This is a genomic window from Pseudomonas sp. R-28-1W-6, assembly GCF_009799925.1.
In the GTDB taxonomy this organism is placed as follows: Bacteria; Pseudomonadota; Gammaproteobacteria; order Pseudomonadales; family Pseudomonadaceae; genus Aquipseudomonas.
In genome coordinates this window covers 48,109-68,664 of the sequence record NZ_WELK01000003.1, presented here as the reverse complement: position 1 = coordinate 68,664, position 20,556 = coordinate 48,109, and the positions used below count along the sequence as shown (strand labels likewise).

The window sequence follows — 20,556 nt, the reverse complement described above, 5'->3', positions numbered from 1 at the left end:
CCGGGCTTTTTGTTGGGGGTTACGCAAGCTGCGCGGCTCACCCGGCGAGCATGCCGACCCCGCGCGCCATCAGGCTGGCCAGCACCGGCATGGCCAGCAGCAGCAACAGCTCCAGGCGGATCACCCAGATCGTGCGGCGGGCGCTGGTCGGGCTGATCTGCGGCGCCCGGCCGGCCAGCAGGTCGTTGCGCCAGTTGAAGAAGGTCAGCGTCGGCACGATCGACAACAGGCCGATCAGCAGGAACAGGCCGACCTTGGCGTGGAACAGGCCGTTGTGCAGGTAGTAGTCCAGGCCCTTGCCGTACCACAGCACGCGTACCGCGCCGGTCAGCAGCACCAGGCCGGCGCTGATGCCGTAGGCGATGTCGATGCGTAGCAGGCGCCGCGCGGTGACGGCATCCAGCTCGGGCTTGAACAGGAGGTGCTCGCTGGTGAGCAGGGCGAACAGGATGAAGATCGACAGGTAGTGCAGGCTGGCGGCAATGGCATCGGCCATGGGCATTCCTCAGTGCGGATGGTTGGCGTGGACCGTTCTGTCGCGGCCCTGCTGCTTGGCAAGGTACAGCGCGCTGTCGGCGCGTTCCAGTAGCGCGGCCTGCGCCTCCCCCGCGGCGGCGATGGCGGTGCCCAGGCTGGCGGTCACGCTGAGGCTGTGCTGGCCGACGCTCATCGGCGTGCCGCCAAGGGTCTGGCGCATGCGCTCGGCGATGCGCTGCAGCTCGCCGGCATCATGCACGCTGACCAGGGCGATGAACTCCTCGCCGCCCAGGCGCACCAGCAGATCGTTCGGGCGCAGGGCCGCACTCATGCGCCGCGCGCTCTGCCACAGCACCTGGTCGCCGCCGGCGTGGCCGAACTGGTCGTTGACCCGCTTGAAGTGGTCGAGGTCGCAGTAGATCAGCGCCAGTTGCAGGCCCTGTTCGCCGGCAGCGGCCTGCTCGCGGGCGTAGAACTGCTGGAGTCCGGCACGGTTCCACAGCTGGGTCAGCGGGTCGATCAGCGCCTTGCGCTGTTCGCGGCTGACCGCCTGGCGCAGCATCTGCGCCTGCTGGCCGAGCGTGCGCAGGTGCAGGTAGCCCTCGACCAGGGTGGCCAGGTCGCGCAGGCGCAGGCCTTCCTCGGGCGTGAGGGCGCGTGGCTGCGAGTGCAGCAGGCAGAGGGTGCCGATCGGCTGTTCGCTCAGGCTGTACAGCGGCTGGCCGGCATAGAAACGGATGAAGGGCGCTGCCGTCACCAGCGGGTTGTCGGCGAAGCGCGGGTCCAGCCGGGCGTCCTCCACCACCAGCGGGCTGCGCGCCGCCACGGCATGGCCGCAGAAGGAAATGTCGCGCGGGGTCTGTGCCACCTCCAGACCGATGCGCGCCTTGAACCACTGGCGGTCGCGGTCGATCAGGCTGATCAGCACGCTATCCACCCGAAACAGCTCGCGGGTCAGGCGCACCAGGGTGTCGAGATACAGCTCGGCGGGTGTGTCGAGCAGTTCCAGGTCATCCAGTGCCCGTTGGCGAATGGCTTCATCGGGCGGGCAGGGGGCGGACAGCATCGGATACTCCGTTAGTGAGTGGCGGCGAACCAGGCATCGGCTTGGCGCAGGCGCCAGGCCAGGGTGCCGAGGCTCAGGCTCCTGAGCAGCATAAAGCATAGGAAGGCCAGCCACAGGCCGTGATTGCCCAGGCCCTGCAGCAGCCAGCCCAGCGGCAGGGCCAGGGCCACGCTGAGGAGCATGGCGTTGCGCATTTCCCGTGCCCGCGTGGCGCCGATGAACAGGCCGTCGAGCAGGTAGCTCCAGACCGCCAGCAGGGGCAGCGCGGCGAGATAGGGCAGATAGCCGGTCGCCAGTTGCCGCACGCTGGCGATATCGCTCTGCAGGGCGATGAACGCCGGGCCGGCGGCGAGGAAGAACAGGGCGAAGGCCAGGCTGGCCAGCAGCGACCAGCCGCCGGCGACCACCAGCGAGCGGCGCAGCGCGGCGCGGTCGCGGGCGCCGATGGCATGCCCGCACAGCGCTTCCACGGCGTGGGCCAGGCCATCCAGGGCATGCGCGGTGAGCAGCAGGCCGTTGAGCAGCAGGGCGTTGGCCGCCACCGTGGCATCGCCCAGGCGGGTGCCCTGCACGGTCATCAGGAAGAACACCAACTGCAGGGCCAGGGTGCGGATCAGGATGTCGCGGTTGACCGCCAGCAGCGGGCGCCAGCTCGCCCAGCGGCGCAGTGCAGCCCACTGCGCGCGGCCCGGGTGGTTGCGCAGGGCCTGGCGGGTCAGCGCCAGGCCGAGCAGGCAGCCGCTCCATTCGGCGATCACCGCGGCGCGGGCGGCGCCCATCACGCCCCATTCCAGGCCGAGGACGAAGAACAGCGCCAGCAGCACATTGAGCAGGTTGGTGGTGAGCAGCATGGCCAGGGGCGCGCGGGCATTCTGCGTGCCCAGCAGCCAGCCGATCAGGGCGTAGCTGGCCAGTGCCGCCGGCAGGCCGAGCAGGCGGGTGCGGAAGAATTCGCCGGTCAGCTGCTGCAGTTGCGCCGAGGGGCGCATCAGGCCCAGCGCCTGCTCGCTCAGCGGCACGGCCAGCAGGCCGAGCAGCAGGGCCAGGCCGCCGGCCAGCAGCAGGCCCTGCAGCAGCACCTGGCGCAGGGCGCCGCCCTCGCCGCGGCCGCAGGCCTGGGCGGCGAAGCCGGTGGTGCCCATGCGCAGGAACCCGCAGGTCCACACCAGCAGGGTGTACAGGCTGGCGCCGACCGCCACCGCGGCGAGCTGGTGGGCGTGCGGCAGGTGGCCGACCACGGCGCTGTCGACCAGGGCCACCAGCGGCACCGACAGGTTGGAGAGGATCATCGGCGCGGCCAGGGCCCAGACCCGCCGATGGGTCGGGGCGTGGCGCCAGGCGTCGAGCAGGGTGGACATCGCGGTACCAGGCAAAAAACCGATTATAGCGAGGCGTGTATAGCCTATTCGCGACTATCGACAGGCCCTGATAGCAGCAAGTGTTTCTGCCGCCCGGGTTCGTGGCCGGGGGCCGGCGACTAGACTTGGCTTATCGGTGCCGCCTGCACGGGCGGCCGAGGAGGTGAATCATGCACGTGGCCGAAACCCTGGCCCGCAGCTTGCGGCGGGCCGATTGTCATTACGATCTGGTCGAGCACCCGCACTCGGCCACCAGCCTGGAGTCGGCACGCAAGGCCGGCATTCCCGCGGCGCAGATGGCCAAGCCGGTGATCCTCGACGATCGCCGCGGGCATTACCTGATGGCCGTGGTCCCGGCCAACCGGCTGCTGGACCTGGGCAAGGTGCACAAGGGCCCGTGGCGCTGGCAGCTGACCAGCGAACAGTCGCTCGGCGGCCTGTTCCGCGACTGCGAGCGCGGCGCCGTGCCGGCCCTGGGCGAGGCCTACGGCATGAGCATGCTGGTGGACCCGGCGCTGACCCGGCAGGCGGACATCTACCTGGAGGCCGGCGACCACGAGAGCCTGGTGCAACTGCCGGTCGAGGAGTTCTTCAAGCTGGCGCCGAACGCCCAGCTCTGCTCGCTCTGCCAGTAACGGGGCGGGCCGCCGTCAGGCACTCGCGACGCCCAGGCGTGGCGTCGAGGAGACGGCTGTGCGCTGGCGGAGCGGGGGCTAGCTGACGATCAGGCTCAGCAGCCACAGGCCGAGCAGGCCGTAGATGACCATGCGGGCGAAGGCCTTGCGCACCCCGGCGCGCACCGCCGCGTAGAGCAGGAGCAGGCCGCAGATCATGGCCACCAGGCTGAGCAGGCCGATATCGGTGCCCAGGGCCTTGGCCAGGCCCTGCAGGAAGCTGCGCCCGGCGTCGGCGAACAGGCCGAAGAAGCCACTGAGGGCTTCGACGATGAAACGGATCAGGGTGCCGAGCGCGTGGCCCAGCCATTGAAAGACATCTTCGACCAGCATGTGCCAAGCCCGGCGGATGCCGCTCCCGCAGTGAATCACCAATGGCTGCGCAGCATGCCACAGGCAGGGCGGCGGGGGCAGGGTGCAACGCTGGCGGGGATGGCTCACCAGCTGCTGGCGACGGCGCGCTGGCAGGCCATCGCAGTGCTAGAACGCGATGGCGGCGGGCGCCTCAGGCTGTGGCAGCCTCAGGCGCTCGGTTTGCCAACAACGCTGGATTCATTGCCCGCTGAGCAGCGTCCGGGCATTGATCAGCATGGATTGCCCGACCGATACATAGTCCGGCGCGAGCATCGGTGAGTCGAAGCTGGCACTCGCCAGTTGTTCCTCTTCCTGCCGGCAGGCCTCGGCGGCCGAGGTGATCAGGGCCGTTGCCGCATCCGCAGCATTGACCGGGGCCTGATCGGCGAAGCTGAGGGCGCTTTGCGCCTCGGCCATGTCGAAGGCACAGTGGTCGGCCAGGGCCGCACCGGTTAGCAGTGCCAGGGTAGTGCCGGCGGCGATCAAGTAAGTGTGCATGGTTAGTCTCCTGGGCCCGTCGGCTAGTTGGTGAAGGCGCAGAGGGCGTAAATGCCGACCGTGGTCGAGCTTGAAGTCCCCGACCGGGCCAGTGTTGCCGTCCAGCTGGCGCTGGTGGGTGGGTAGCTCTGGATCACCTGCCAGTTGGCGTTGGTATTGCTGACCCCGCCGCCGAGGATTTTTTTGCCGGTGCTGCAATAGGCCGTGCAGTTCAGGGAGCCACTCGAACTGGTGCAACTGGCGAGGATCGTCTCCCAGGCGGTCAGGCCGGTTGCCCCCGTCTCGCCCTGGGCTCCGGTTGCCCCTTGTGGCCCTTGCGGTCCTGTTTCGCCCTGGATGCCCTGAGGGCCGATGTCACCCTGCGGCCCTTGCGCGCCGGTGGCGCCGACCTCGCCCTGGATGCCTCGAGGGCCGGTTTCACCCTGTGGTCCCTGCGCGCCGGTGGCACCGGTCTCGCCCTGGATGCCCTGAGGTCCGGTTTCACCCTGCGGCCCTTGCGGTCCGGTGGCGCCGGTCTCGCCCTGGATGCCCTGAGGTCCGGTTTCACCCTGCGGCCCTTGCGGCCCGGTGGCGCCGGTCTCGCCCTGGATGCCCTGAGGACCGGTTTCACCTTGCGGCCCTTGGGGGCCGGTGGCGCCGGTCTCGCCCTGCGGTCCCTGTGGTCCGGTTTCTCCCTGAGGCCCGGTTTCGCCTGTCTCACCCTGCTCGCCCTTGGTGCCGGGGCAGGCACCGTTGATGCCGTGCTCGCAGTCCCAAACCCGCTGCTCGAGGGAACCGAGCCCGCCCTTGAGGTTGGTCACGGTATGGTCGACGTTGTGATCGGCCAGTGCCGGCGTGCTCAGGCCAAACAGCGCTGCCGAGAGCAGGGCGGTAACCAGGCCGGTCGCGGGGCCGGGCTGGGAGCGGGGCGTTAGCGCTGTGCCGGGCCGCACCGGCCGAGCGGCGAAGGGCGGTGAGTCATTGCCAAGGTCGTTGATACGCATAACCGATGTCCTTTGTGAGGGAGGTCTGGGCATCAACTGTTCAATGGACTGCTCCTGTCCGCTCCCGATCGGGATGGCCTGCCTGCTCCTTAGGCCCGACTTCGGCTTGCACGCCGAAGCTGATTGCGATGCCTATGCACAGCGCCGGATGCAAGCGGCAACGCCTGCGTGAGGAACTGTTTCACTTTTGTTCTAGTGGCCTATTAATGGCGCGTAAAGCCGGTGTGTACGAAAAACCGGCACCCACCAGGAATAAGGGACGAATGGCAAAAATGCGCCAAATATGTGGCGATTCCATCGGCGTATTTTTTTGACTGTCAGGGTGGCGCAGTGATCGCCTCGGGCAGGGCGAATAGCCTAGCGGCGGGCCTATGGCGGGGCCCGGCCGTGGAGGGTTTCGCGGTGGTGGTGTTTAGCTGGCGCCAAAGAGACGTGGCATTGCTCGGCGTCACCCATTTGCCGGTGGGCGGCGAACGGGGTCTGGCGGTCCAGGGCGCAGGCGGTGGCCGCAAGCCTGGTTCTCAGCTCGAACTGGCCAGCACCAGACGATCGCGCCCTGCGCTTTTGGCGCGGTACAGCGCGTCGTCGACGCGCTTGAAGAAGGCCTCGGCGCTGCCGTCGCGCTGGGCGTCGTAGCTGCCGACGCCGAGGCTGGTGGTCAGCGGCAGGGTGCGGCCGCGGATGGTCAGGCCGTGCTCGGCCAGGTCCTGGCGGAAGCTTTCGGCCAGGGCGCGGGCCTGCTCCAGCGGGGTGTCCATCATCAGCACGGCGAACTCCTCGCCGCCCAGGCGCAGCAGGGCATCGCTGTGGCGGCGGAACACCACGCGCATGCGCTCGGCGAAGGCAGACAGGCATTCGTCGCCGGTGCCGTGGCCGTATTCGTCGTTGATGCGCTTGAAGAAGTCGATATCCAGCAGCACCAATGAAAGCTGCCCGCCCTGGCGTTGCACGCTGGCCACCAGGGCCGGGAACAGGCTGTTCAGCTGCAGGCGATTGCCCAGCTGGGTCAGGCTGTCGGTGCGGCTGAGCTGGTCATAGCGTTCGCGCTGCTCGAGCAGCTGCTGCTCCAGTTCGAGGGTGGTGCGGTACTCGCGGTGGCTGCGATTGAGGGCCAGCAGCAGGTAACTGAGGTAGAAGGCCAGGGTGATCAGCAGGGCCTGCTGCTCGTGGCGCTGGCTCAGCAGCACGGCCAGCCCCGGCAGGTACAGCAGGAGGATGGCGGCCATGCAGCGCGCCTTGCGCATGGAGAAGTTGAAGGCCATGGCGGTGCTGAAGGCGATGGTGCTGAGGGTGGCGATCAGCCGCGAGGCTTCGAACTGCGGGGCTGACAGCGCCCAGGCCTGGGCCAGGCCCCAGCCCAGGGCGGTCAGATGAATCAGGTACCAGTGGCGGTCGAGCCACTGCTGCAGGCAGGCGCTGCTGCTTTGCTGCGGTGGCCGGTGCAGCCAGCGCAGGGTCATCGTCAGGGCAAAGAAGGCGGCGACGCCCAGGCCGCTGAGGCGCATGGCGCCCGGCTGGGCGCTGAACAGCCAGGTCAGCAGCCAGGCCAGCAGGTAGTAGATGCCGCCCAGGCGGGTGCGGATGCGGGTGTCCTGCACTTCGCGCCAGAGGGCGAAGGTCAGGGGCTGACGCGGCAGATCGGTATCGGTCATGTGTTGTGATCACAAATGCGGCCGTCGCTAGCATAGCCCTCGGCAGCGCTGCGTGGCCAGCAGATTGCCAGCAGTGCCGTCGTTCAGCGCAGTATCAGCAATGGACCGCCGCTGGTGCGCAGCAGCTGAGTGGTGGTGCTGCCGACCAGGAACTGGCGAATCCGCGAGTGGCCGTAGGCACCCATCACCAGCAGGTCGATGCCCTGTTCGCGCTGGTAGGTGTGCAGGGCCGCCTCCACCTCGCCGGCGCGCAGCGCCAGATGCACCTGCAGGCCGCCCTGGCGCAGGCGCTGTTCGGCCCACTGCAGTTGGCTGCGGGCCGCGTCGCTGTCGCTGCCGACCATCAGCACGTGGACCGGCAGGCCCCGGCACAGCGGGCCGCTGGCGAGTTGCTCGACGCCCTGGCGGCAGGTGGGGCTGCCGTCGAAGGCCAGCAGCAGGTTGCGCGGCGCCTGGAAGCGCCCCGGGCAGACCAGGATCGGCCGGTGCAGGGTGCGGATCACGCTTTCCAGGTGGCTGCCGACCAGCCGGCCGCTGCTGTCGCCGGTCTCGCCCTGGTGGCCGATCACCAGCAGGTCGATCTCGCCTTCCAGCTCATGCAGGGTCTGCGCCAGGTCGCCGTGGCGCTGGCGCAGGTAGGGCGCGGCGACGCCCTGCTGGGCAACCCGCTCCTTGGCCGCCTGCAGCGCCAGGCGCCCCTGCTCCAGGGCCAGCCGGTTGCGTTGCTGGTCGAGTTCGGCCAGCTCCTTGAGCAGCTGTTCGCGGTTGCCCAGGCCGATGATCCCGGTGAGGTCGTTGTGCTGCGGGTACTGCTGGTGATCCAGCACATGCAGCAGGGTCAGCGGCGCCTGCAGGCGCAGGCTGGCCCAGGCGGCGTAGTCGCACACCGCCGCCGCGCTGAGGGAGGCATCGATACAGGCCATGACCTGGGACATCGTGGTTTCCCCTTGCCGCCGGCTGGTTACCCTAACAGTGTAGGTCGTGCCCGGTCGGTGCGGCGCCGTCAGCCGCGGCGGATCAGCCAGATGCCGGCGACGATCAGGGCCAGGCCGGCGGCCTTGCTCAGGGTCAGCGGCGCCTCGCGAAAGCCGGCCCAGCCGTTGTGGTCGAGCAGCAGGGCCATGCCCAGCTGGCCGGCCAGTACCAGCACCATGAACAGCAGGGCGCCGATGCGCGGCCCGGCAAAGGCGGCGGTGGCGATGAAGAAGGCGCCGAGCAGGCCGCCGCTCCAGTGCCACCAGCTCAGCCCGCGGAACGCGGCGAGGCCGTTGACCTCGCGCTGGGCCAGGACGATGACCAGCAGCGCCAGGCTGCCGACCAGGAACGACACCAGGGCGGCGGCCATGAAGCTGGACAGGTGCTTGGCCAGCTGACCATTGATCCCGGCCTGCAGCGGCAGGCAGGCCCCGGCGATCAGGGGCAGGACGAGTAGCCACCAGTTGGGCATGGCGATCTCCGGGCAGGAAAAGGGCCGCGCATTATGCGCCATCCTGTCGCCTCGGTCAGCTTGTGGCGGCGATCGCAAGGCTCTCCCAAGGGCGCGATGCGCACTGGCTGGCTCGTGCCAAGGCTCGGTGCGCTTGGTCAGGCGTCGAGTGCCTTGCGAAACTGTACCAGCGCCACCCGCTCGCCGTTGCCGCGCTGGCGTTCGACCAGGCCGCTCAGCTGGTAGCCCAGGCGCGCATACAACAGCAGGCCGGCGGCGTTCTGGTTGAAGCAGGACACGTGCAGTTCGCGGGCCTGGAAGTCGCGCGCGGCGAGGCGTTCCATGATCCCGACCAGGTATTGCGCCACGCCCTGGCCGCGGGCCCAGGGCGCGATCATCAGGTTGCCCAGGGCGCAGAACTCGCCGGGCTGGCACTGGTAGAAGTTGGCGAAGCCGGCCAGGCGCCGGTCGAGCAGCACCACCGTGCTGCCCTGGCGACTGGCGCAGGCCTCGGCCAGCTGCTGGCGGGTCAGCGGCCAGTGGGCGCGGGGGAAGGCGAAGAACAGTTCGTCGGCGTCGTGCACGAAGCCGACCACCGTATCGAGGTCGTCGGCCTGGGCCGGGCGATGGCTGAGCAGTCGGTCGTTCATTGCGGCGGGTACTGACTGAGGATCTTGCCCACGGTGGCGCGGATCGCCGCCTCGCGCTCGCTCGGCTGCTGTGGCGAGTGGCGCATGACCTGCTCGGCACTGCCGCGCCAGACCAGCTTGCCGTCGCGGCCATCGAACAGGTCGACCTGCAGGGTCGCCACCCGGTAGTCCAGGGTGCGCGTTTCGGTGTGCAGCGGCGCGCCCCAGTAACCCCAGCCGCCCCAGTAGCCGCCGGCATAGTTGGTGCTGACCTGTTCCTGGCGCTGGTCGACGATCAGCCAGGCCTGCACCCTGAGATCGGCCTGCGCACCGCCGGCCGCCGCGCGCAGGCCGCGCTGGTCGAGCTGCTCGCCGATCGCCTGGCGGATGCGCTGCTCGGTGAGGTCGCTCTGCAGGCGCGGGTCCTGCGGGCGGTATTGCAGCGCCGGTTCCTGCCAGCTCCAGCTGCGGTAGGCGGCGAAGTCGCGGCCGGCATCGTAGTCGCGTTCCACCTGCACGTTCTGGCAGGCGGCCAGCAACAGCAGGACGGGGATGATCAACAGGCGGGGCAGCATGGCGAAACCTCCGGGCTAGAGGCTCTATGCAAACCCATTGGCGGCCGTTCGGCAAGTGCGGCGGTTGGCCTCAGAACCCGTTTGCGATCTGCTGCGCGTCGGCCATGCCGCGTTGAAACGGGCTCTCGCTCGCGAGCGCGTAAACCGCTTCTCAGTCCGGCGGGTAGTCAGCCAGGGCCTGCTGCACCGCGCGGCGCAGGGCCTCGGCCCGTTCGGCCTGGCTGCCGGCGCTGGTCGCCTCGGCGCTGCCGCTCCACAGCGGTTGGCCGCTCTGGCCGTCGTACAGGTCGATGCGCACCACGGCCACTTCCACCTCGTAGCTGCGCAGCAGCGGGGCGCTGCCGTACAGGCCGTAGCGGTCGCCGTAGGGGCCGTGGCCGTAGTAGCTGCCGTAGTCGTCGCGCTGCTGGTACAGGCGGCGCTCCAGGCTGACCGCGATGCTGGCCTGCAGGTCGGCGGCGCCCTCGCTCGGGCGCAGACCGCGCTGGTCGAGGCCGTTGCCCAGCGCTTCGGCGATCAGCGCGCCGTCGGCCCAGGCGCTGCCGGCCGGCAGCTGGCCGTCGCGCCAGTTCCAGGTGCGGTAGCGGGCGAAGTCGCGCGGGGCGGCCGGGTAGGCGCTGCGGTCGAAATGCGTGGCCGCCGCCGCGGGGGCGGGCGGCAGCGGGCGACTGGCGGCGACATAGGGGTTGGGACTCTGGCAGGCGGCCAGCAGCGGCAGCAGAAGCAGGTAGCGCAGGACAGGCATGGCAAGACTCCGGTACTGACAGGCCGTGGAACACCACCTGCTAACGTGGCCGGCAGACCCAGTGCAGGTAGCGGCCGAGGCCGGCGAAGGTCGGGTGGCGGCTGTAGGCCAGTTCCATTTCCAGCAGGTCGGCGAGTTCCGCCTTGGCCTGGAAGTCGCTCGGCATGTAGTCGTGGAACACCCGCACCCCGCTCTGGATTTCGACCGTCCAGTGCCCGGCGAGTTGCGCCGCCAGTTCGCGCGGGTCGAGCGGGCGCTGCGGGGTCAGGCTCTGCCCTTCGCCGGCGAAGCGGGCCTTGCGCAGCTTGCGGAAGTGGCCCTTGAGCAGGTTGCGGTAGATCAGCGCGTCCTTGTTGTAGAAGGCCAGCGACAGCCAGCCGCCGGTTGCGGTGAGCTGGTGCAGCACCGGCAGGATGGCGTGCGGCTCGGCCAGCCACTCCAGCACCGCGTGGCACAGCACCAGGTCAAAGGGCTGGTTGAGCTGGCCGAGCAGTTCCTGCCAGGGCGCCTGGATGAAGGTGGCGGCGACGCCGGCCTCGGCGAAGCGCTGGCGGGCGCCGTCGAGCATGGGCTCGGCCGGTTCGGCCAGGGTCACGGCATGGCCGCGCTGGGCCAGCCACAGCGACATGTGGCCGAGGCCCGCGCCGATATCCAGCACGCGCAGCGGGCGCTCGGGCAGGGCTTCCTTGAGGTCGGCCTGGAGCACGGCCAGGCGGATCGCGCCCTTGGCGCCACCGTAGATCTTCTCGGCGAAGCGGGTGGCGAGTTCATCGAAGTGACGGTCGGTCATTGGGCGAAGCGCCTTTCGTTGTCGGCCAGTTTGGCTTGCACGGCCTGTTCCATGTCGATGCCCAGCTCGCTGCACAGCAGCAACAGGTAGAGGACGATATCGCCGACTTCCTGGCCGGCATGCTCCAGCTGCGCGGGGGGCAGCTGGCGCGACTGCTCTTCGCCGAGCCACTGGAAGATTTCCACCAGCTCGGCCATTTCCACGCTGGCGGCCATGGCCAGGTTCTTCGGGCTGTGGAAGGGGCGCCAGTGGTTGCGGTCGCGGATCGCGTGCAGGCGTTGGGTGAGTTCGACGAGGTTCATCGGGCAGGCTCCGTTCAGGGCGCATAGCTTCGACCCGAAGCGTGCGCATCGCAAGCCCGCGTTGGCGAACAGACTCGCCGTAGGGTGCGCCGTGCGCAGCAGAGTTCCGCACGTGGCCTGTGGTGCGCGCGGCGCACCCTACGACTCGGCGCCCTCCTTCTGCAGCAGCGCGGCCTTGCGCGGCACGCCCCAGCGGTAGCCGGTCAGGCTGCCGCCGGCACCGACCACCCGGTGGCAGGGCACCAGCAGGCCCAGCGGGTTGCTGGCGCAGGCACGAGCCACGGCGCGGGGGTGGCTGCCGAGCTGCGCGGCCAGTTCGCCGTAGCGCCGCGTCTGCCCCGCGGGAATGTCGCACAGGGCCTGCCACACCTGCTGCTGGAAGGCGGTGCCGCGCAGGTCCAGCGGCAGCCGGGCGGCGCGCGCCGGTTCCTCGATCTGCGCGACCACGGCGGCCAGCCAGGGCTGCAGGCCGGCCTGGTCGCGGCGCAGCTCGGCGGCGGCGAAGCGTTGACCCAGCTCGCCGAGCAGGCCGGCCTCGTCGTCGCCGAACAGCAGGGCGCAGGCGCCTTTCGCGCTGGCAGCGAGCAGCAGCAGACCCAGCGGGCAGGGGGCGATGGCGTAGCGCAGGGCTTCCCCGGCGCCCTGCCGGCGGCGCTGCGCCGGGCTCAGCGCGCCGGCCTGCTGGTACAGCGCGCGGGGGCCGGAGTAGCCGGCGTCCAGCGCCGCCTGCAACACCGAGCCGGCCTGGGCCAGGCCGGCGTCCAGGCGTTCGCGCCGCCGCGCCGCGGCCCAGGCCCGCGGCGTCAGGCCGGTGCGCGCCTTGAACGCGCGGGCCAGGTGCGAGGCGGACAGGCCGATGCGCGCCGCCAGCTGGTCCAGGCTCAGGGACTGTTCGCTGCACTCCAGCAGCCGGCAGGCGGTGATCACCAGGGCATCGAGCTGCTCGGCCGGGCTCTGCCCCCGGGGCGAGCAGCGCCGGCACGGGCGAAAGCCGGCCGCCTCGGCCGCGCCGGCATCGGCGTGGAAGCTGACGTTCTCGCGTTTAGGCCGGCGCGCCGGGCAGCTCGGCCGGCAGTAGATGCCGGTGCTGCGCACGGCGAAGACGAAGCGGCCGTCCTGCGCGGCATCGCGCTCGCAGACGGCTTGCCAGCAGCGGTCGGGATCGGGCATGGCGCTGTCCTCAATAAGCATGGGCTGATTGTCGGCCCGCCGGCCGGTGCTGCCAATGCACATCTGACTTTCAAAGCACTGGCTAAGCTGAGCGAGTCCGTTATGCGCAAGGAGGATGCCCATGCCGCGTCTGTGGTTGCTGTTGTTCTGCCTGCTGCCCCTGTGCGCGCCGGCTGCGGCGCCGCTCAGCGCGGAACAGCAGGCCTGGGTCCGCGAGCATCCGCGCATCCGCGTCGGCATCGAGCGCGCCGGCTGGGCGCCCTTCGATGTGCTGGACAAGCAAGGCCGGCATACCGGCCTCAGCGGCGACTACCTGGAGCTGCTCGGCCAGCGCCTGGGCCTGCGCTTCGAACCGGTGCTGCTGGACGACTGGGATGCCGCGCTCAAGGCCCTGCGCGCCGGCCGGGTCGACCTGCTGCCGTCGGTGGCCAAGACGCCCGAGCGTTCGGCCTACCTGGCCTTCAGCGAACCCTACCTGACCAGCAGCAGCCTGATCTTCACCCGCGCCGAGGTGGCGGTGCAGCGCATCGACGACCTGGCCGGGCGGCGGGTGGCCATCGAGCGTGGCTACGTGCTGCAGCAGGCGCTGCGCCAGCGCGTGGCGGACGTGCGCCTGCTGGAAGTGGCGGACAGCGAGGCGGCCCTGCGTGCGGTGTCGTCCGGGCGCGCCGATGCCTATGTCGGCGACATGATCGTCGCCAGCTACCTGATCCGCGAGCTGAACCTGACCAACCTGGAGCTGCGCGGCGAGACCGGGCTGTCCACCAGCGAGTTGCGCTTCGCCGTGCGCCCCGACTGGCCGCAACTGGTCGGCCTGCTGGACCAGGCCCTGGCGCAGGTCAGCCAGGCCGAGCGCGAGGCGATCAAGGAGCGCTGGCTGCCGCCGCTCACCGTATTCAACTGGCGGCGCCTGCTGCAGGTCGGCTGGCCCTACCTGCTCGGCCTGCTGGCGCTGGTCGGTTTCGTCCTGCTGTGGAACCGCCGCCTGGCCGTGCAGATCGCCGAGCGTCAGCGCGCCGAGGCCGAGGCGCAGCGCCAGCGCAGCACGCTGCTGGCGCTGATCAACGCGATCCCCGACCCGATCTGGTTCAAGGATGCCGAGGGCCGCTACCTGGGCATCAACCAGGCCTGCGCCGAGCTGTTCGGCCACAGCCGCGAGGCGGTCGTCGGCCAGCGCGACGAGGCGCTGCTCGAACCCGAGTGGGCGGCGACGCGAACCGAGCACGACCTCACCGCGCTGAACTGGACCGGCCCCTACGAGAGCGAAGGCTGGGCGCTCTACCCGGATGGCCGGCGCGCGGTATTCAACACCCTGCGCACGCCGTTCGCCGATGAGCGCGGCCTGCTGCTGGGGCTGGTCGGCGTCAGCCGCGACATCACCGTGCGCAAGCAGACCGAGGCCGAACTGGCCAAGGCCAAGGAGCTGGCCGAGGAGGCGGCGCGGCTGAAGTCGGACTTCCTGGCCAACATGAGCCACGAGATCCGCACGCCGATGAACGCCATCATCGGCATGTCGCACCTGGCTCTGAAGACCGAGCTGAATCCGCGCCAGCGCGACTACCTGGGCAAGATCCAGCAGGCCGGCCAGCACCTGCTGGGGATCATCAACGACATCCTCGACTTCTCCAAGATCGAGGCCGGCAAGCTGAACATCGAGAGCATCGACTTCGACCTGCAGCAGGTGCTGGAGAACCTGGCCAACCTGCTCGGCGACAAGGTGGCGAGCAAGGGCCTGGAGCTGGTGTTCAACCTCGACCCGGAGCTGCCGCAGCAGCTGGTCGGCGACCCGCTGCGCCTGGGGCAGATCCTGATCAACTTCGCCAACAACGCGGTGAAGTTCACCGAGCGCGGCGAGATCGAGGTGATCCTGCGCGCCGAACGCCTGGGCAGCGAACACCTCGAACTGTACCTGGCGGTGCGCGACACCGGCATCGGCCTGACGGAGGAACAGATGGGCCGGCTGTTCGAGTCCTTCCAGCAGGCCGACAGCTCGACCACCCGCAAGTACGGCGGCACCGGGCTGGGGCTGGCCATCTGCAAGAGCCTGGCCGAGGCCATGGGCGGCCGCGTCGGGGTGCAGAGCCAGGCGGGGCGCGGCAGCCTGTTCTGGTGCCGGCTGCCGCTGGGCATCGCCCGCCAGCAGGGCCAGCGCCTGCTGGCCAAGGCCGACCTGCGCGGCCGGCGGGTGCTGGTGGTGGACGACAACGCCAGCGCCCGCCAGGTGTTGCGCGAGCTGCTGGAGAGCATGAACTTTCGCGTCGAGGCGGTGGACGACGGCCGCGCCGCGTTGCGCCAGGTGGCGCTGGCGGCGCAGCAGGGGCAGCCGTTCGAACTGGTGCTGCTGGACTGGCAGATGCCCGCCATGGATGGCCTGGAAACCGCCCGCCGCCTGCTCGAACTGGGCCTGCAGCCGGCGCCGCACCTGCTCATGGTCACCGCTCACGGGCGCGAGGAAGTGCTGCTGGGCGCGCAGCGGGCCGGCATCGAGGATGTGCTGCTCAAGCCGCTGAATCCCTCGCTGCTGTTCGATGCGGTGATTCGCAGCCTGGGCGGCGAGGCGCCCACCAGCGGCGGCGGGCGCCTGCCGGTCGGCGCCCAGGTGCCGAACTTCGCCGGCCAGCGCGTGCTGCTGGTGGAGGACAACGAGCTGAACCGCGAGGTGGCCTGCGGCCTGTTGCAGGAGAGCGGGCTGGCGATCGACCAGGCCGAACATGGCGGCATCGCCCTCGAGCTGCTGCGCGGCGCCGCCGACGGCCACTACGCGCTGGTGCTGATGGACATGCAGATGCCGGTACTGGACGGTCTGGCCTGCACCGCGGCGATCCGCGGCGAGGCGCGCTTCGCCGCGCTGCCGATCGTGGCGATGACCGCCAACGCCATGCCCGCCGACCGCGCGCGCTGCCTGGCGGCCGGGATGAACGACCACCTGGGCAAGCCGATCGACCCCGACCAGCTGTGGGCGACCTTGCGCCGCTGGCTGCCCGAGGGGGCCGCGGCGCCGCAGTCGACGCCCGAGTCGGCGTCCGAGCCGGCGGCGGCCATCACCCTGCAACTGCCCGGGGTGGATGTGGCCAGCGGCCTGCGCCGGGTGCTGGGCCAGCCGGCGGCGTACCTGCGCCTGCTCGGCCGGTTCGCCGCCAGCCAGGCCGATTTCCCCGCCCGGCTGCGCGCCGCCCTGGCCGCCGGCGCCAGCGCCGATGCCGAGCGCCTGGCGCACAGCCTCAAGGGCCTGGCCGGCAGCCTCGGCGCCACCGTCCTGGCGGCCCGGGCCGCGGCGCTGGAGCGCGCGCTCGGGGAGGGCCGGCAGGCCGAGGTGGACGGGCTGCTGGCCGAGCTGGAAGGCAGCCTGGCGGAGCTGGTCGCGGCCATCCTCGCTCAGCAGCCGGCCGCGCCGGCGGCCGCGGTGGCGGTCGATCCGGGGCAGCTGCTGGCGCTGTGCCGCCAGTTGCAGCGGCTGTTCGACGCGGACGACCCGCGCGCCGGGAAAGTCTTCGACGAGCATGCCGAACTGCTGCGCAGCGCCTTTAATGAAGACTATGGGGCCCTGGCCACGGCGGTGCGCGGTTTCGATTTCGAACAGGCCCTGGCCCTGCTGCGCGATGGCGCCCGGCAGCGGCAACTGATGCTTTGATGGGGAGCGGCAAATGGACGACATGCTCGATCGGCCGGACCAGCCTCTGGTGCTGGTGGTGGACGATACGCCGGAGAATCTGCAACTGATGAGCGAGCTGCTGCTCGGCCGCTACCGGGTCAAGGTCGCCAGCAGCGGCGCCAAGGCCCTGCGCATCGCCGCCGGCAGCCCGCCGCCGGACCTGATCCTGCTCGACATCATGATGCCGGAGCTGGACGGCTATGAAGTCTGCCGGCGGCTCAAGGCCGACCCGGCCACGGCGGATATCCCGGTGGTGTTCCTCACCGCCAGGAGCGAGTCGGCCGACGAGCAGCAGGGCTTCGACCTGGGCGCGGTGGACTACATCACCAAGCCGATCAGCCCGCCCATCGTCCTCGCCCGCGTGCAGGCGCAGCTGCAGCTCAAGGCCAGCAACGACTTCCTGCGCGACAAGAGCGAGTACCTGGAACTGGAGGTGCGCCGGCGCACCCGCGACATGCAGCGCCTGCAGGACGTGACCATCGAGGCCATGGCCAGCCTGGCGGCGATGCGCGACAACCCGTGCGGCAAGCACCTGGCGCGGATCGAGCCCTACATGGCCACCCTGGCCGCGGCGTTGGCCCGCCAGCAGCCGATCCTGGCCGCCGAACTGGGCGGCGAACGCATCGCCCGGCTGGGCAAGGCGGCGCTGCTGCATGGCATCGGCAAGCTGATCCTGCCCGATCGCATCCTGCTCAACCCGGGACCGCTGCAGGGCGCCGACCTGCAGCTGCTGCACCGCCACGCCGAGGCCGGGCGCGATGCCCTGCTGGCGGCGGAGTCGAAGCTGGACAGCGGCACCGACTTCCTGCGCGATGCCCGCGACATCGTCTACAGCCAGCACGAGCACTGGGACGGCAGCGGCTACCCGCAAGGCCTGCGTGGCGAGCAGATTCCCCTGGCCGCGCGGCTGATGGCCGTGGTCGGCTGCTACGAGGAACTGACCAGCCGCCATCCCTACCGGCAGTCGGTGAGCCACGCCGAGGCGCTCAGGCAGATCAGCGCGGCCAGCGGCACGCGCTTCGATCCCTCGGTGGTACTGGCCTTCATCGAGGCGGCCGACGCCTTCGCCGGCATCGCCGGGCGCCTGGCCGACGATGAGGCCTCGATCCACTGCGAGCTGCAGCGCCTGGAGGAGTCGCTGGGGGAAAGCATCGAGATGACCCTGCCAGCCGACTGAACAGGCGGGGTGGTTGCGCCGGGCCGTTCTGCGCCAGGCCCATGCGGCTCAGTGCCAGTCCAGGCTCAGCGCCTCCTGCCAGGCGAAACGTTCGAAGTGGCTGGCCACCACGTGCTGGAGTTTTTCCAGGTCCGCCGGGTTGTTGCTTTCGACGTGCAGGGTCAGGCCCTCGTCGTCGGCCTGCAGGGTGCTGAGGCCGAAGGCGAACTCGATGCGCCCCTGCAGCTCGTCGAAGCTGACCGGCAGCTTGTGGGCGAAGTGCCTGCACAGTCGGCCGATGTAGCGCGCCGGGTTGCGGGTGGGGACAAAGGCGGAGCGTTTACAGGGGTTCATGGTTTCTCCTGAGTCGGTTCGTGGCGGCTGAGGCTGTGGCTTCCGGGTGTTGGGGCAGGGGGTTGGCCGGCGCACCCGGCGGCCGCGCCTCTGCTCATTTCAATACGCCACGGTGAAGCGCTGGCGGATGAACTGCGGCTGCTCGGTCTCATCGAGCAGGGCCACCGCCAGGTCGGCCACCGAGATCTGCGCGGGCGCGTCGCCGTTCATCAGCAGCTGCTCGCCGCCGAGGCGGAAGTGCCCGGTGCGCGGCCCCGGTTGCAGCAGGGCGGCGGGGGAGAGGAAGGTCCACTGCAGCTGCTGTTCTTCGCGCAACTGGTTGAGCAGCTGGCGCGCGCCCTCGGCGCCTTCCTTGTACTCGGCGGGGAAGTTTGGTGTGTCGATCAGCTGCAGGCCCGGCGCCACATACAGGCTGCCGGCACCGCCGACCACCAGCAGGCGCGCGACGCCGGCGGCCTTGGTGGCGGCGACGATGGCCTGGCTGCCGGCGATGTACTGCTCGCGGATATCGGCGCTGCCCCAGCCGGGGTTGAAGGCGCTGAGCACGGCATCATGGCCGCGCAGCTGGTTGCTCAGCGTGGCCACGTCATGCACGTCGGCCTGCACGGCGGTGAGCAGCGGGTGCTGCGGCAGCTTCTGCGGGTTGCGGACCAGGGCGGTGACCTGGTGGCCGCGGCTGAGGGCTTCTTCGAGCAGGGCCGCGCCGACATAGCCGGTGGCGCCGATCAGGGCGAGTTTCATGGGGCATCCTCGGTGAGTGGGGGTAGATGCATAATCACCGCTGGATAAAGCCGAGAAAAAGCGCCTTAATCGGCTTAGACAATTAAGCAGGGCTTAATAATGGAACAGCTCAAGCGCATGGCGCTGTTCGCCACGGTGGTCGACAAGGGCTCCATGGTCGCGGCCGCCGAGGTCCTGGGCATGACCCCCTCGGCCGTCAGCCAGCAGATCCGCAAGCTGGAGGAACTCACCCAGGTCAGCCTGCTGCACCGCACCACGCGCAAGCTGACCCTGAGCGAGGCCGGCGCCAGTTTCTACGAGAGTTGCGCCCAGGTGCTGGCCCTGGCCCAGCAGGCCGAGCAGCGCCTGGCCGAACTGCGCGATGCGCCGGTGGGCGAGTTGCGCATCGCCGCGCCGGTGGGCCTGCCCGGGCGCCTGCTCAGCGAGGCGCTGGCGCCGCTGCTGCGCGCCCATCCCAAGCTGAGCCTGCGGCTGTTCTTCCACGACGAGCTGATCGACCTGATCGAGCAGCGCATCGACCTGGCCATCCGCGTCGGTCAGCAGGAGGATTCCAGCCTGGTGGCCCGCCACGTGGCCGACTGGCGCATGCTGCTGTGCGCCGCCCCGGCCTACCTGGCGCGCTGCGGCCCGATCGAGGGGCCGGAACAGTTGCCCGGCCTGGACTGGCTCAGCCTGAACACCGACCGCTGGCAACAGGTGACCCTGCATGGCCCGGGCGGCGCGGTGCAGCGCCTGCGCATCGAGAGCCGGGTGGCGTGCAACAACATCCTCTCGGTGCGCCAGTTCACCCTGGCCGGCATGGGCGTGTCCCTGCAGCCGGAGCCGGAGATCCGCGAACTGCTGGCCCGCGGCGAGCTGCTGGCGCTGCTGCCGGCCTGGCAGGCGGCACCGCTCGGCATTCATCTGGTCACCCCGCGGCGCGACGCCCAGCCGGCCAAGGTACGCTATGCCATCGAGGCCCTGCGGCGTAGCCTGCTGGCTCGCTAATCTGGGCGAAAACGCCGGATTGCCGTATAACGACAGGCTTTCACGCCGCCTTTTCGACAGGACCCTAAGCCCGCGCAATGAAGACCCCGAAACGCCTGGAACCCGTGCTTGAAGATGGTTTGATCGACGAGGTGATCCGCCCGCTGATGAGCGGCAAGGAAGCCGCCGTCTATGTCGTGCGCTGCGGCAGCGAATTGCGCTGCGCCAAGGTCTACAAGGAGGCCAACAAGCGCGGCTTCCGCCAGGCCGCCGAATACCAGGAAGGCCGCAAGACCCGCAACAGCCGCGACGCCCGGGCCATGGCCAAGGGCAGCAAGCACGGCCGCAAGGAGCAGGAAGAGGCCTGGCAGAACGCCGAAGTGGCCGCCCTGTTCCGCCTGGCCGCCGCCGGTGTGCGGGTGCCCACGCCCTTCGACTACATGGACGGCGTGCTGCTCATGGAGCTGGTTGGCGATGGCGGCGGCGATGTCGCGCCGCGCCTCAACGATGTCGACCTGTTGCCCGAAGATGCCCGCGAACTCCACGCCTTCATGATAGGCGAGATCGTCAAGATGCTGTGCGCCGGCCTGGTCCATGGCGACCTTTCCGAGTTTAACGTGCTGCTCGGCCCGGACGGCCCGGTGATCATCGACCTGCCGCAGGCGGTGGACGCCGCGGCGAACAACCATGCCTTCAGCATGCTCGAGCGCGATGTGCGCAACATGGCCGAATACTTCGGCCAGTTCGCCCCCGAGCTGCTCTACACCAAGTACGCCAAGGAGATGTGGGCGCTGTTCGAGGCCGGCAAGCTGACCCCGCAAAGCGTGCTGACCGGCGAGTTCGACGAGCCGGAGGAAGAGGCCGACGTCGAGGCGGTGATGCGCGAGATCAAGGCCGCCCTGGCCGAGCAGGCGCGCCTGGAGGCCCTGCGCAACGCCGAGGATGCGGCGCGCGACGAGCCGCCACCGCCGCCCTGGGCCAGCTGATT

The 20,556-nt window shown here is 70.1% G+C and carries 22 protein-coding genes; 5 read left to right on the top strand and 17 right to left on the bottom strand.

The annotated features are described in order from the left end of the window. Positions 1 to 37: 37 nt before the first annotated feature. From F3I62_RS07990 to F3I62_RS07980, 3 genes are read right to left on the bottom strand one after another with little or no spacing between them, the layout of a single operon-like run. Positions 38 to 496, bottom strand: a complete 459-nt coding sequence (locus tag F3I62_RS07990) for a DUF2214 family protein (protein WP_160489115.1) — start codon at positions 494 to 496, stop codon at positions 38 to 40. Between the two features lie 9 nt (positions 497 to 505). Beyond that, positions 506 to 1,543 carry a diguanylate cyclase gene (locus F3I62_RS07985; RefSeq protein WP_160489114.1) on the bottom strand — a complete coding sequence of 346 codons (1,038 nt, stop codon included), beginning with the start codon at positions 1,541 to 1,543 and terminating at the stop codon, positions 506 to 508. A gap of 11 nt (positions 1,544 to 1,554) precedes the next feature. After that, complete coding sequence (locus F3I62_RS07980) at positions 1,555 to 2,901, bottom strand: MATE family efflux transporter (protein ID WP_160489113.1); 1,347 nt, start codon at positions 2,899 to 2,901, stop codon at positions 1,555 to 1,557. A gap of 170 nt (positions 2,902 to 3,071) precedes the next feature. Between F3I62_RS07980 and F3I62_RS07975 the strand changes: the two genes are divergently transcribed. Then, on the top strand, positions 3,072 to 3,536 hold the full coding sequence (locus F3I62_RS07975) for an aminoacyl-tRNA deacylase (RefSeq protein ID WP_160489112.1): 465 nt from the start codon (positions 3,072 to 3,074) through the stop codon (positions 3,534 to 3,536). Between the two features lie 78 nt (positions 3,537 to 3,614). Here the strand turns inward: F3I62_RS07975 and F3I62_RS07970 are convergent, their stop codons facing one another. The 12 genes from F3I62_RS07970 to ada form a co-directional block, all read right to left on the bottom strand. Further along, entirely contained in the window at positions 3,615 to 3,908 is a 294-nt protein-coding gene (locus F3I62_RS07970; protein WP_160489111.1) for a hypothetical protein, read from the bottom strand. A 219-nt stretch (positions 3,909 to 4,127) separates the two neighbouring features. After that, positions 4,128 to 4,427: a hypothetical protein gene (locus F3I62_RS07965; RefSeq protein WP_160489110.1), complete on the bottom strand. Its 300-nt coding sequence runs from the start codon at positions 4,425 to 4,427 to the stop codon at positions 4,128 to 4,130. Positions 4,428 to 4,450: 23 nt separating this feature from the next. Next, positions 4,451 to 5,410, bottom strand: a complete 960-nt coding sequence (locus F3I62_RS20415; protein ID WP_160489109.1) for a hypothetical protein — start codon at positions 5,408 to 5,410, stop codon at positions 4,451 to 4,453. Positions 5,411 to 5,931: 521 nt separating this feature from the next. Continuing rightward, positions 5,932 to 7,062 carry a diguanylate cyclase gene (locus tag F3I62_RS07955; protein ID WP_160489108.1) on the bottom strand — a complete coding sequence of 377 codons (1,131 nt, stop codon included), beginning with the start codon at positions 7,060 to 7,062 and terminating at the stop codon, positions 5,932 to 5,934. Positions 7,063 to 7,145: 83 nt separating this feature from the next. Next, positions 7,146 to 7,997, bottom strand: a complete 852-nt coding sequence (locus tag F3I62_RS07950; protein ID WP_160489107.1) for a universal stress protein — start codon at positions 7,995 to 7,997, stop codon at positions 7,146 to 7,148. 68 nt (positions 7,998 to 8,065) lie between these two features. After that, entirely contained in the window at positions 8,066 to 8,515 is a 450-nt protein-coding gene (locus F3I62_RS07945) for a DMT family transporter (RefSeq protein WP_160489463.1), read from the bottom strand. A 131-nt stretch (positions 8,516 to 8,646) separates the two neighbouring features. Continuing rightward, positions 8,647 to 9,138, bottom strand: coding sequence for a GNAT family N-acetyltransferase (locus tag F3I62_RS07940; RefSeq protein ID WP_160489106.1), 492 nt, complete (start codon positions 9,136 to 9,138; stop codon positions 8,647 to 8,649). Next, positions 9,135 to 9,692: a DUF4136 domain-containing protein gene (locus F3I62_RS07935; RefSeq protein WP_160489105.1), complete on the bottom strand. Its 558-nt coding sequence runs from the start codon at positions 9,690 to 9,692 to the stop codon at positions 9,135 to 9,137. Before F3I62_RS07935 ends, F3I62_RS07940 begins: the two co-directional genes overlap by 4 nt. 151 nt (positions 9,693 to 9,843) lie before the next feature. Beyond that, complete coding sequence (locus tag F3I62_RS07930) at positions 9,844 to 10,437, bottom strand: DUF4136 domain-containing protein (RefSeq protein ID WP_160489104.1); 594 nt, start codon at positions 10,435 to 10,437, stop codon at positions 9,844 to 9,846. 40 nt (positions 10,438 to 10,477) lie between these two features. Continuing rightward, positions 10,478 to 11,227 carry a methyltransferase domain-containing protein gene (locus F3I62_RS07925; RefSeq protein ID WP_160489103.1) on the bottom strand — a complete coding sequence of 250 codons (750 nt, stop codon included), beginning with the start codon at positions 11,225 to 11,227 and terminating at the stop codon, positions 10,478 to 10,480. Next, a complete protein-coding gene (locus F3I62_RS07920) occupies positions 11,224 to 11,529 on the bottom strand; it encodes a nucleotide pyrophosphohydrolase (RefSeq protein ID WP_160489102.1) in 306 nt (101 codons plus the stop codon). Before F3I62_RS07920 ends, F3I62_RS07925 begins: the two co-directional genes overlap by 4 nt. 138 nt (positions 11,530 to 11,667) lie before the next feature. Further along, the gene (gene ada, locus F3I62_RS07915; RefSeq protein WP_160489101.1) at positions 11,668 to 12,699 is read right to left on the bottom strand and encodes a bifunctional DNA-binding transcriptional regulator/O6-methylguanine-DNA methyltransferase Ada; all 1,032 of its coding nucleotides are present in this window, start codon (positions 12,697 to 12,699) and stop codon (positions 11,668 to 11,670) included. 121 nt (positions 12,700 to 12,820) lie between these two features. On the opposite strand from ada, the gene F3I62_RS07910 reads away from it, so the two are divergent. Next, on the top strand, positions 12,821 to 16,330 hold the full coding sequence (locus F3I62_RS07910) for a response regulator (RefSeq protein WP_160489100.1): 3,510 nt from the start codon (positions 12,821 to 12,823) through the stop codon (positions 16,328 to 16,330). A gap of 13 nt (positions 16,331 to 16,343) precedes the next feature. Next, on the top strand, positions 16,344 to 17,528 hold the full coding sequence (locus F3I62_RS07905; protein ID WP_160489099.1) for a two-component system response regulator: 1,185 nt from the start codon (positions 16,344 to 16,346) through the stop codon (positions 17,526 to 17,528). A 48-nt stretch (positions 17,529 to 17,576) separates the two neighbouring features. On the opposite strand, the gene F3I62_RS07900 is transcribed toward F3I62_RS07905, so the two are convergent. Both F3I62_RS07900 and F3I62_RS07895 read right to left on the bottom strand, forming a co-directional pair. After that, entirely contained in the window at positions 17,577 to 17,861 is a 285-nt protein-coding gene (locus F3I62_RS07900) for a DUF2218 domain-containing protein (protein WP_160489098.1), read from the bottom strand. A 99-nt stretch (positions 17,862 to 17,960) separates the two neighbouring features. Further along, on the bottom strand, positions 17,961 to 18,602 hold the full coding sequence (locus tag F3I62_RS07895) for an NAD(P)-dependent oxidoreductase (RefSeq protein ID WP_160489097.1): 642 nt from the start codon (positions 18,600 to 18,602) through the stop codon (positions 17,961 to 17,963). 99 nt (positions 18,603 to 18,701) lie between these two features. Here F3I62_RS07895 and F3I62_RS07890 point away from each other — a divergent pair, with 99 nt between their 5' ends. Further along, complete coding sequence (locus tag F3I62_RS07890) at positions 18,702 to 19,589, top strand: LysR family transcriptional regulator (RefSeq protein WP_160489096.1); 888 nt, start codon at positions 18,702 to 18,704, stop codon at positions 19,587 to 19,589. A gap of 77 nt (positions 19,590 to 19,666) precedes the next feature. After that, positions 19,667 to 20,554 carry a PA4780 family RIO1-like protein kinase gene (locus F3I62_RS07885; RefSeq protein ID WP_160489095.1) on the top strand — a complete coding sequence of 296 codons (888 nt, stop codon included), beginning with the start codon at positions 19,667 to 19,669 and terminating at the stop codon, positions 20,552 to 20,554. Positions 20,555 to 20,556: the final 2 nt, after the last annotated feature.

Bases quoted from the DNA above. Each gene is read 5' to 3' on its own strand.
- F3I62_RS07890 (WP_160489096.1), top strand. From the start codon at position 18,702: ATGGAACAGCTCAAGCGCATGGCGCTGTTCGCCACGGTGGTCGACAAG.
- F3I62_RS07980 (WP_160489113.1), bottom strand. From the start codon at position 2,901: ATGTCCACCCTGCTCGACGCCTGGCGCCACGCCCCGACCCATCGGCGG.
- F3I62_RS07985 (WP_160489114.1), bottom strand. From the start codon at position 1,543: ATGCTGTCCGCCCCCTGCCCGCCCGATGAAGCCATTCGCCAACGGGCA.
- F3I62_RS07935 (WP_160489105.1), bottom strand. From the start codon at position 9,692: ATGCTGCCCCGCCTGTTGATCATCCCCGTCCTGCTGTTGCTGGCCGCC.
- F3I62_RS07950 (WP_160489107.1), bottom strand. From the start codon at position 7,997: ATGTCCCAGGTCATGGCCTGTATCGATGCCTCCCTCAGCGCGGCGGCG.
- F3I62_RS07965 (WP_160489110.1), bottom strand. From the start codon at position 4,427: ATGCACACTTACTTGATCGCCGCCGGCACTACCCTGGCACTGCTAACC.
- F3I62_RS07970 (WP_160489111.1), bottom strand. From the start codon at position 3,908: ATGCTGGTCGAAGATGTCTTTCAATGGCTGGGCCACGCGCTCGGCACC.
- F3I62_RS07910 (WP_160489100.1), top strand. From the start codon at position 12,821: ATGCCGCGTCTGTGGTTGCTGTTGTTCTGCCTGCTGCCCCTGTGCGCG.
- F3I62_RS07900 (WP_160489098.1), bottom strand. From the start codon at position 17,861: ATGAACCCCTGTAAACGCTCCGCCTTTGTCCCCACCCGCAACCCGGCG.
- F3I62_RS20415 (WP_160489109.1), bottom strand. From the start codon at position 5,410: ATGCGTATCAACGACCTTGGCAATGACTCACCGCCCTTCGCCGCTCGG.
- F3I62_RS07905 (WP_160489099.1), top strand. From the start codon at position 16,344: ATGGACGACATGCTCGATCGGCCGGACCAGCCTCTGGTGCTGGTGGTG.
- F3I62_RS07975 (WP_160489112.1), top strand. From the start codon at position 3,072: ATGCACGTGGCCGAAACCCTGGCCCGCAGCTTGCGGCGGGCCGATTGT.
- ada (WP_160489101.1), bottom strand. From the start codon at position 12,699: ATGCCCGATCCCGACCGCTGCTGGCAAGCCGTCTGCGAGCGCGATGCC.
- F3I62_RS07895 (WP_160489097.1), bottom strand. From the start codon at position 18,602: ATGAAACTCGCCCTGATCGGCGCCACCGGCTATGTCGGCGCGGCCCTG.
- F3I62_RS07920 (WP_160489102.1), bottom strand. From the start codon at position 11,529: ATGAACCTCGTCGAACTCACCCAACGCCTGCACGCGATCCGCGACCGC.
- F3I62_RS07885 (WP_160489095.1), top strand. From the start codon at position 19,667: ATGAAGACCCCGAAACGCCTGGAACCCGTGCTTGAAGATGGTTTGATC.
- F3I62_RS07990 (WP_160489115.1), bottom strand. From the start codon at position 496: ATGGCCGATGCCATTGCCGCCAGCCTGCACTACCTGTCGATCTTCATC.
- F3I62_RS07955 (WP_160489108.1), bottom strand. From the start codon at position 7,062: ATGACCGATACCGATCTGCCGCGTCAGCCCCTGACCTTCGCCCTCTGG.
- F3I62_RS07925 (WP_160489103.1), bottom strand. From the start codon at position 11,227: ATGACCGACCGTCACTTCGATGAACTCGCCACCCGCTTCGCCGAGAAG.
- F3I62_RS07930 (WP_160489104.1), bottom strand. From the start codon at position 10,437: ATGCCTGTCCTGCGCTACCTGCTTCTGCTGCCGCTGCTGGCCGCCTGC.
- F3I62_RS07940 (WP_160489106.1), bottom strand. From the start codon at position 9,138: ATGAACGACCGACTGCTCAGCCATCGCCCGGCCCAGGCCGACGACCTC.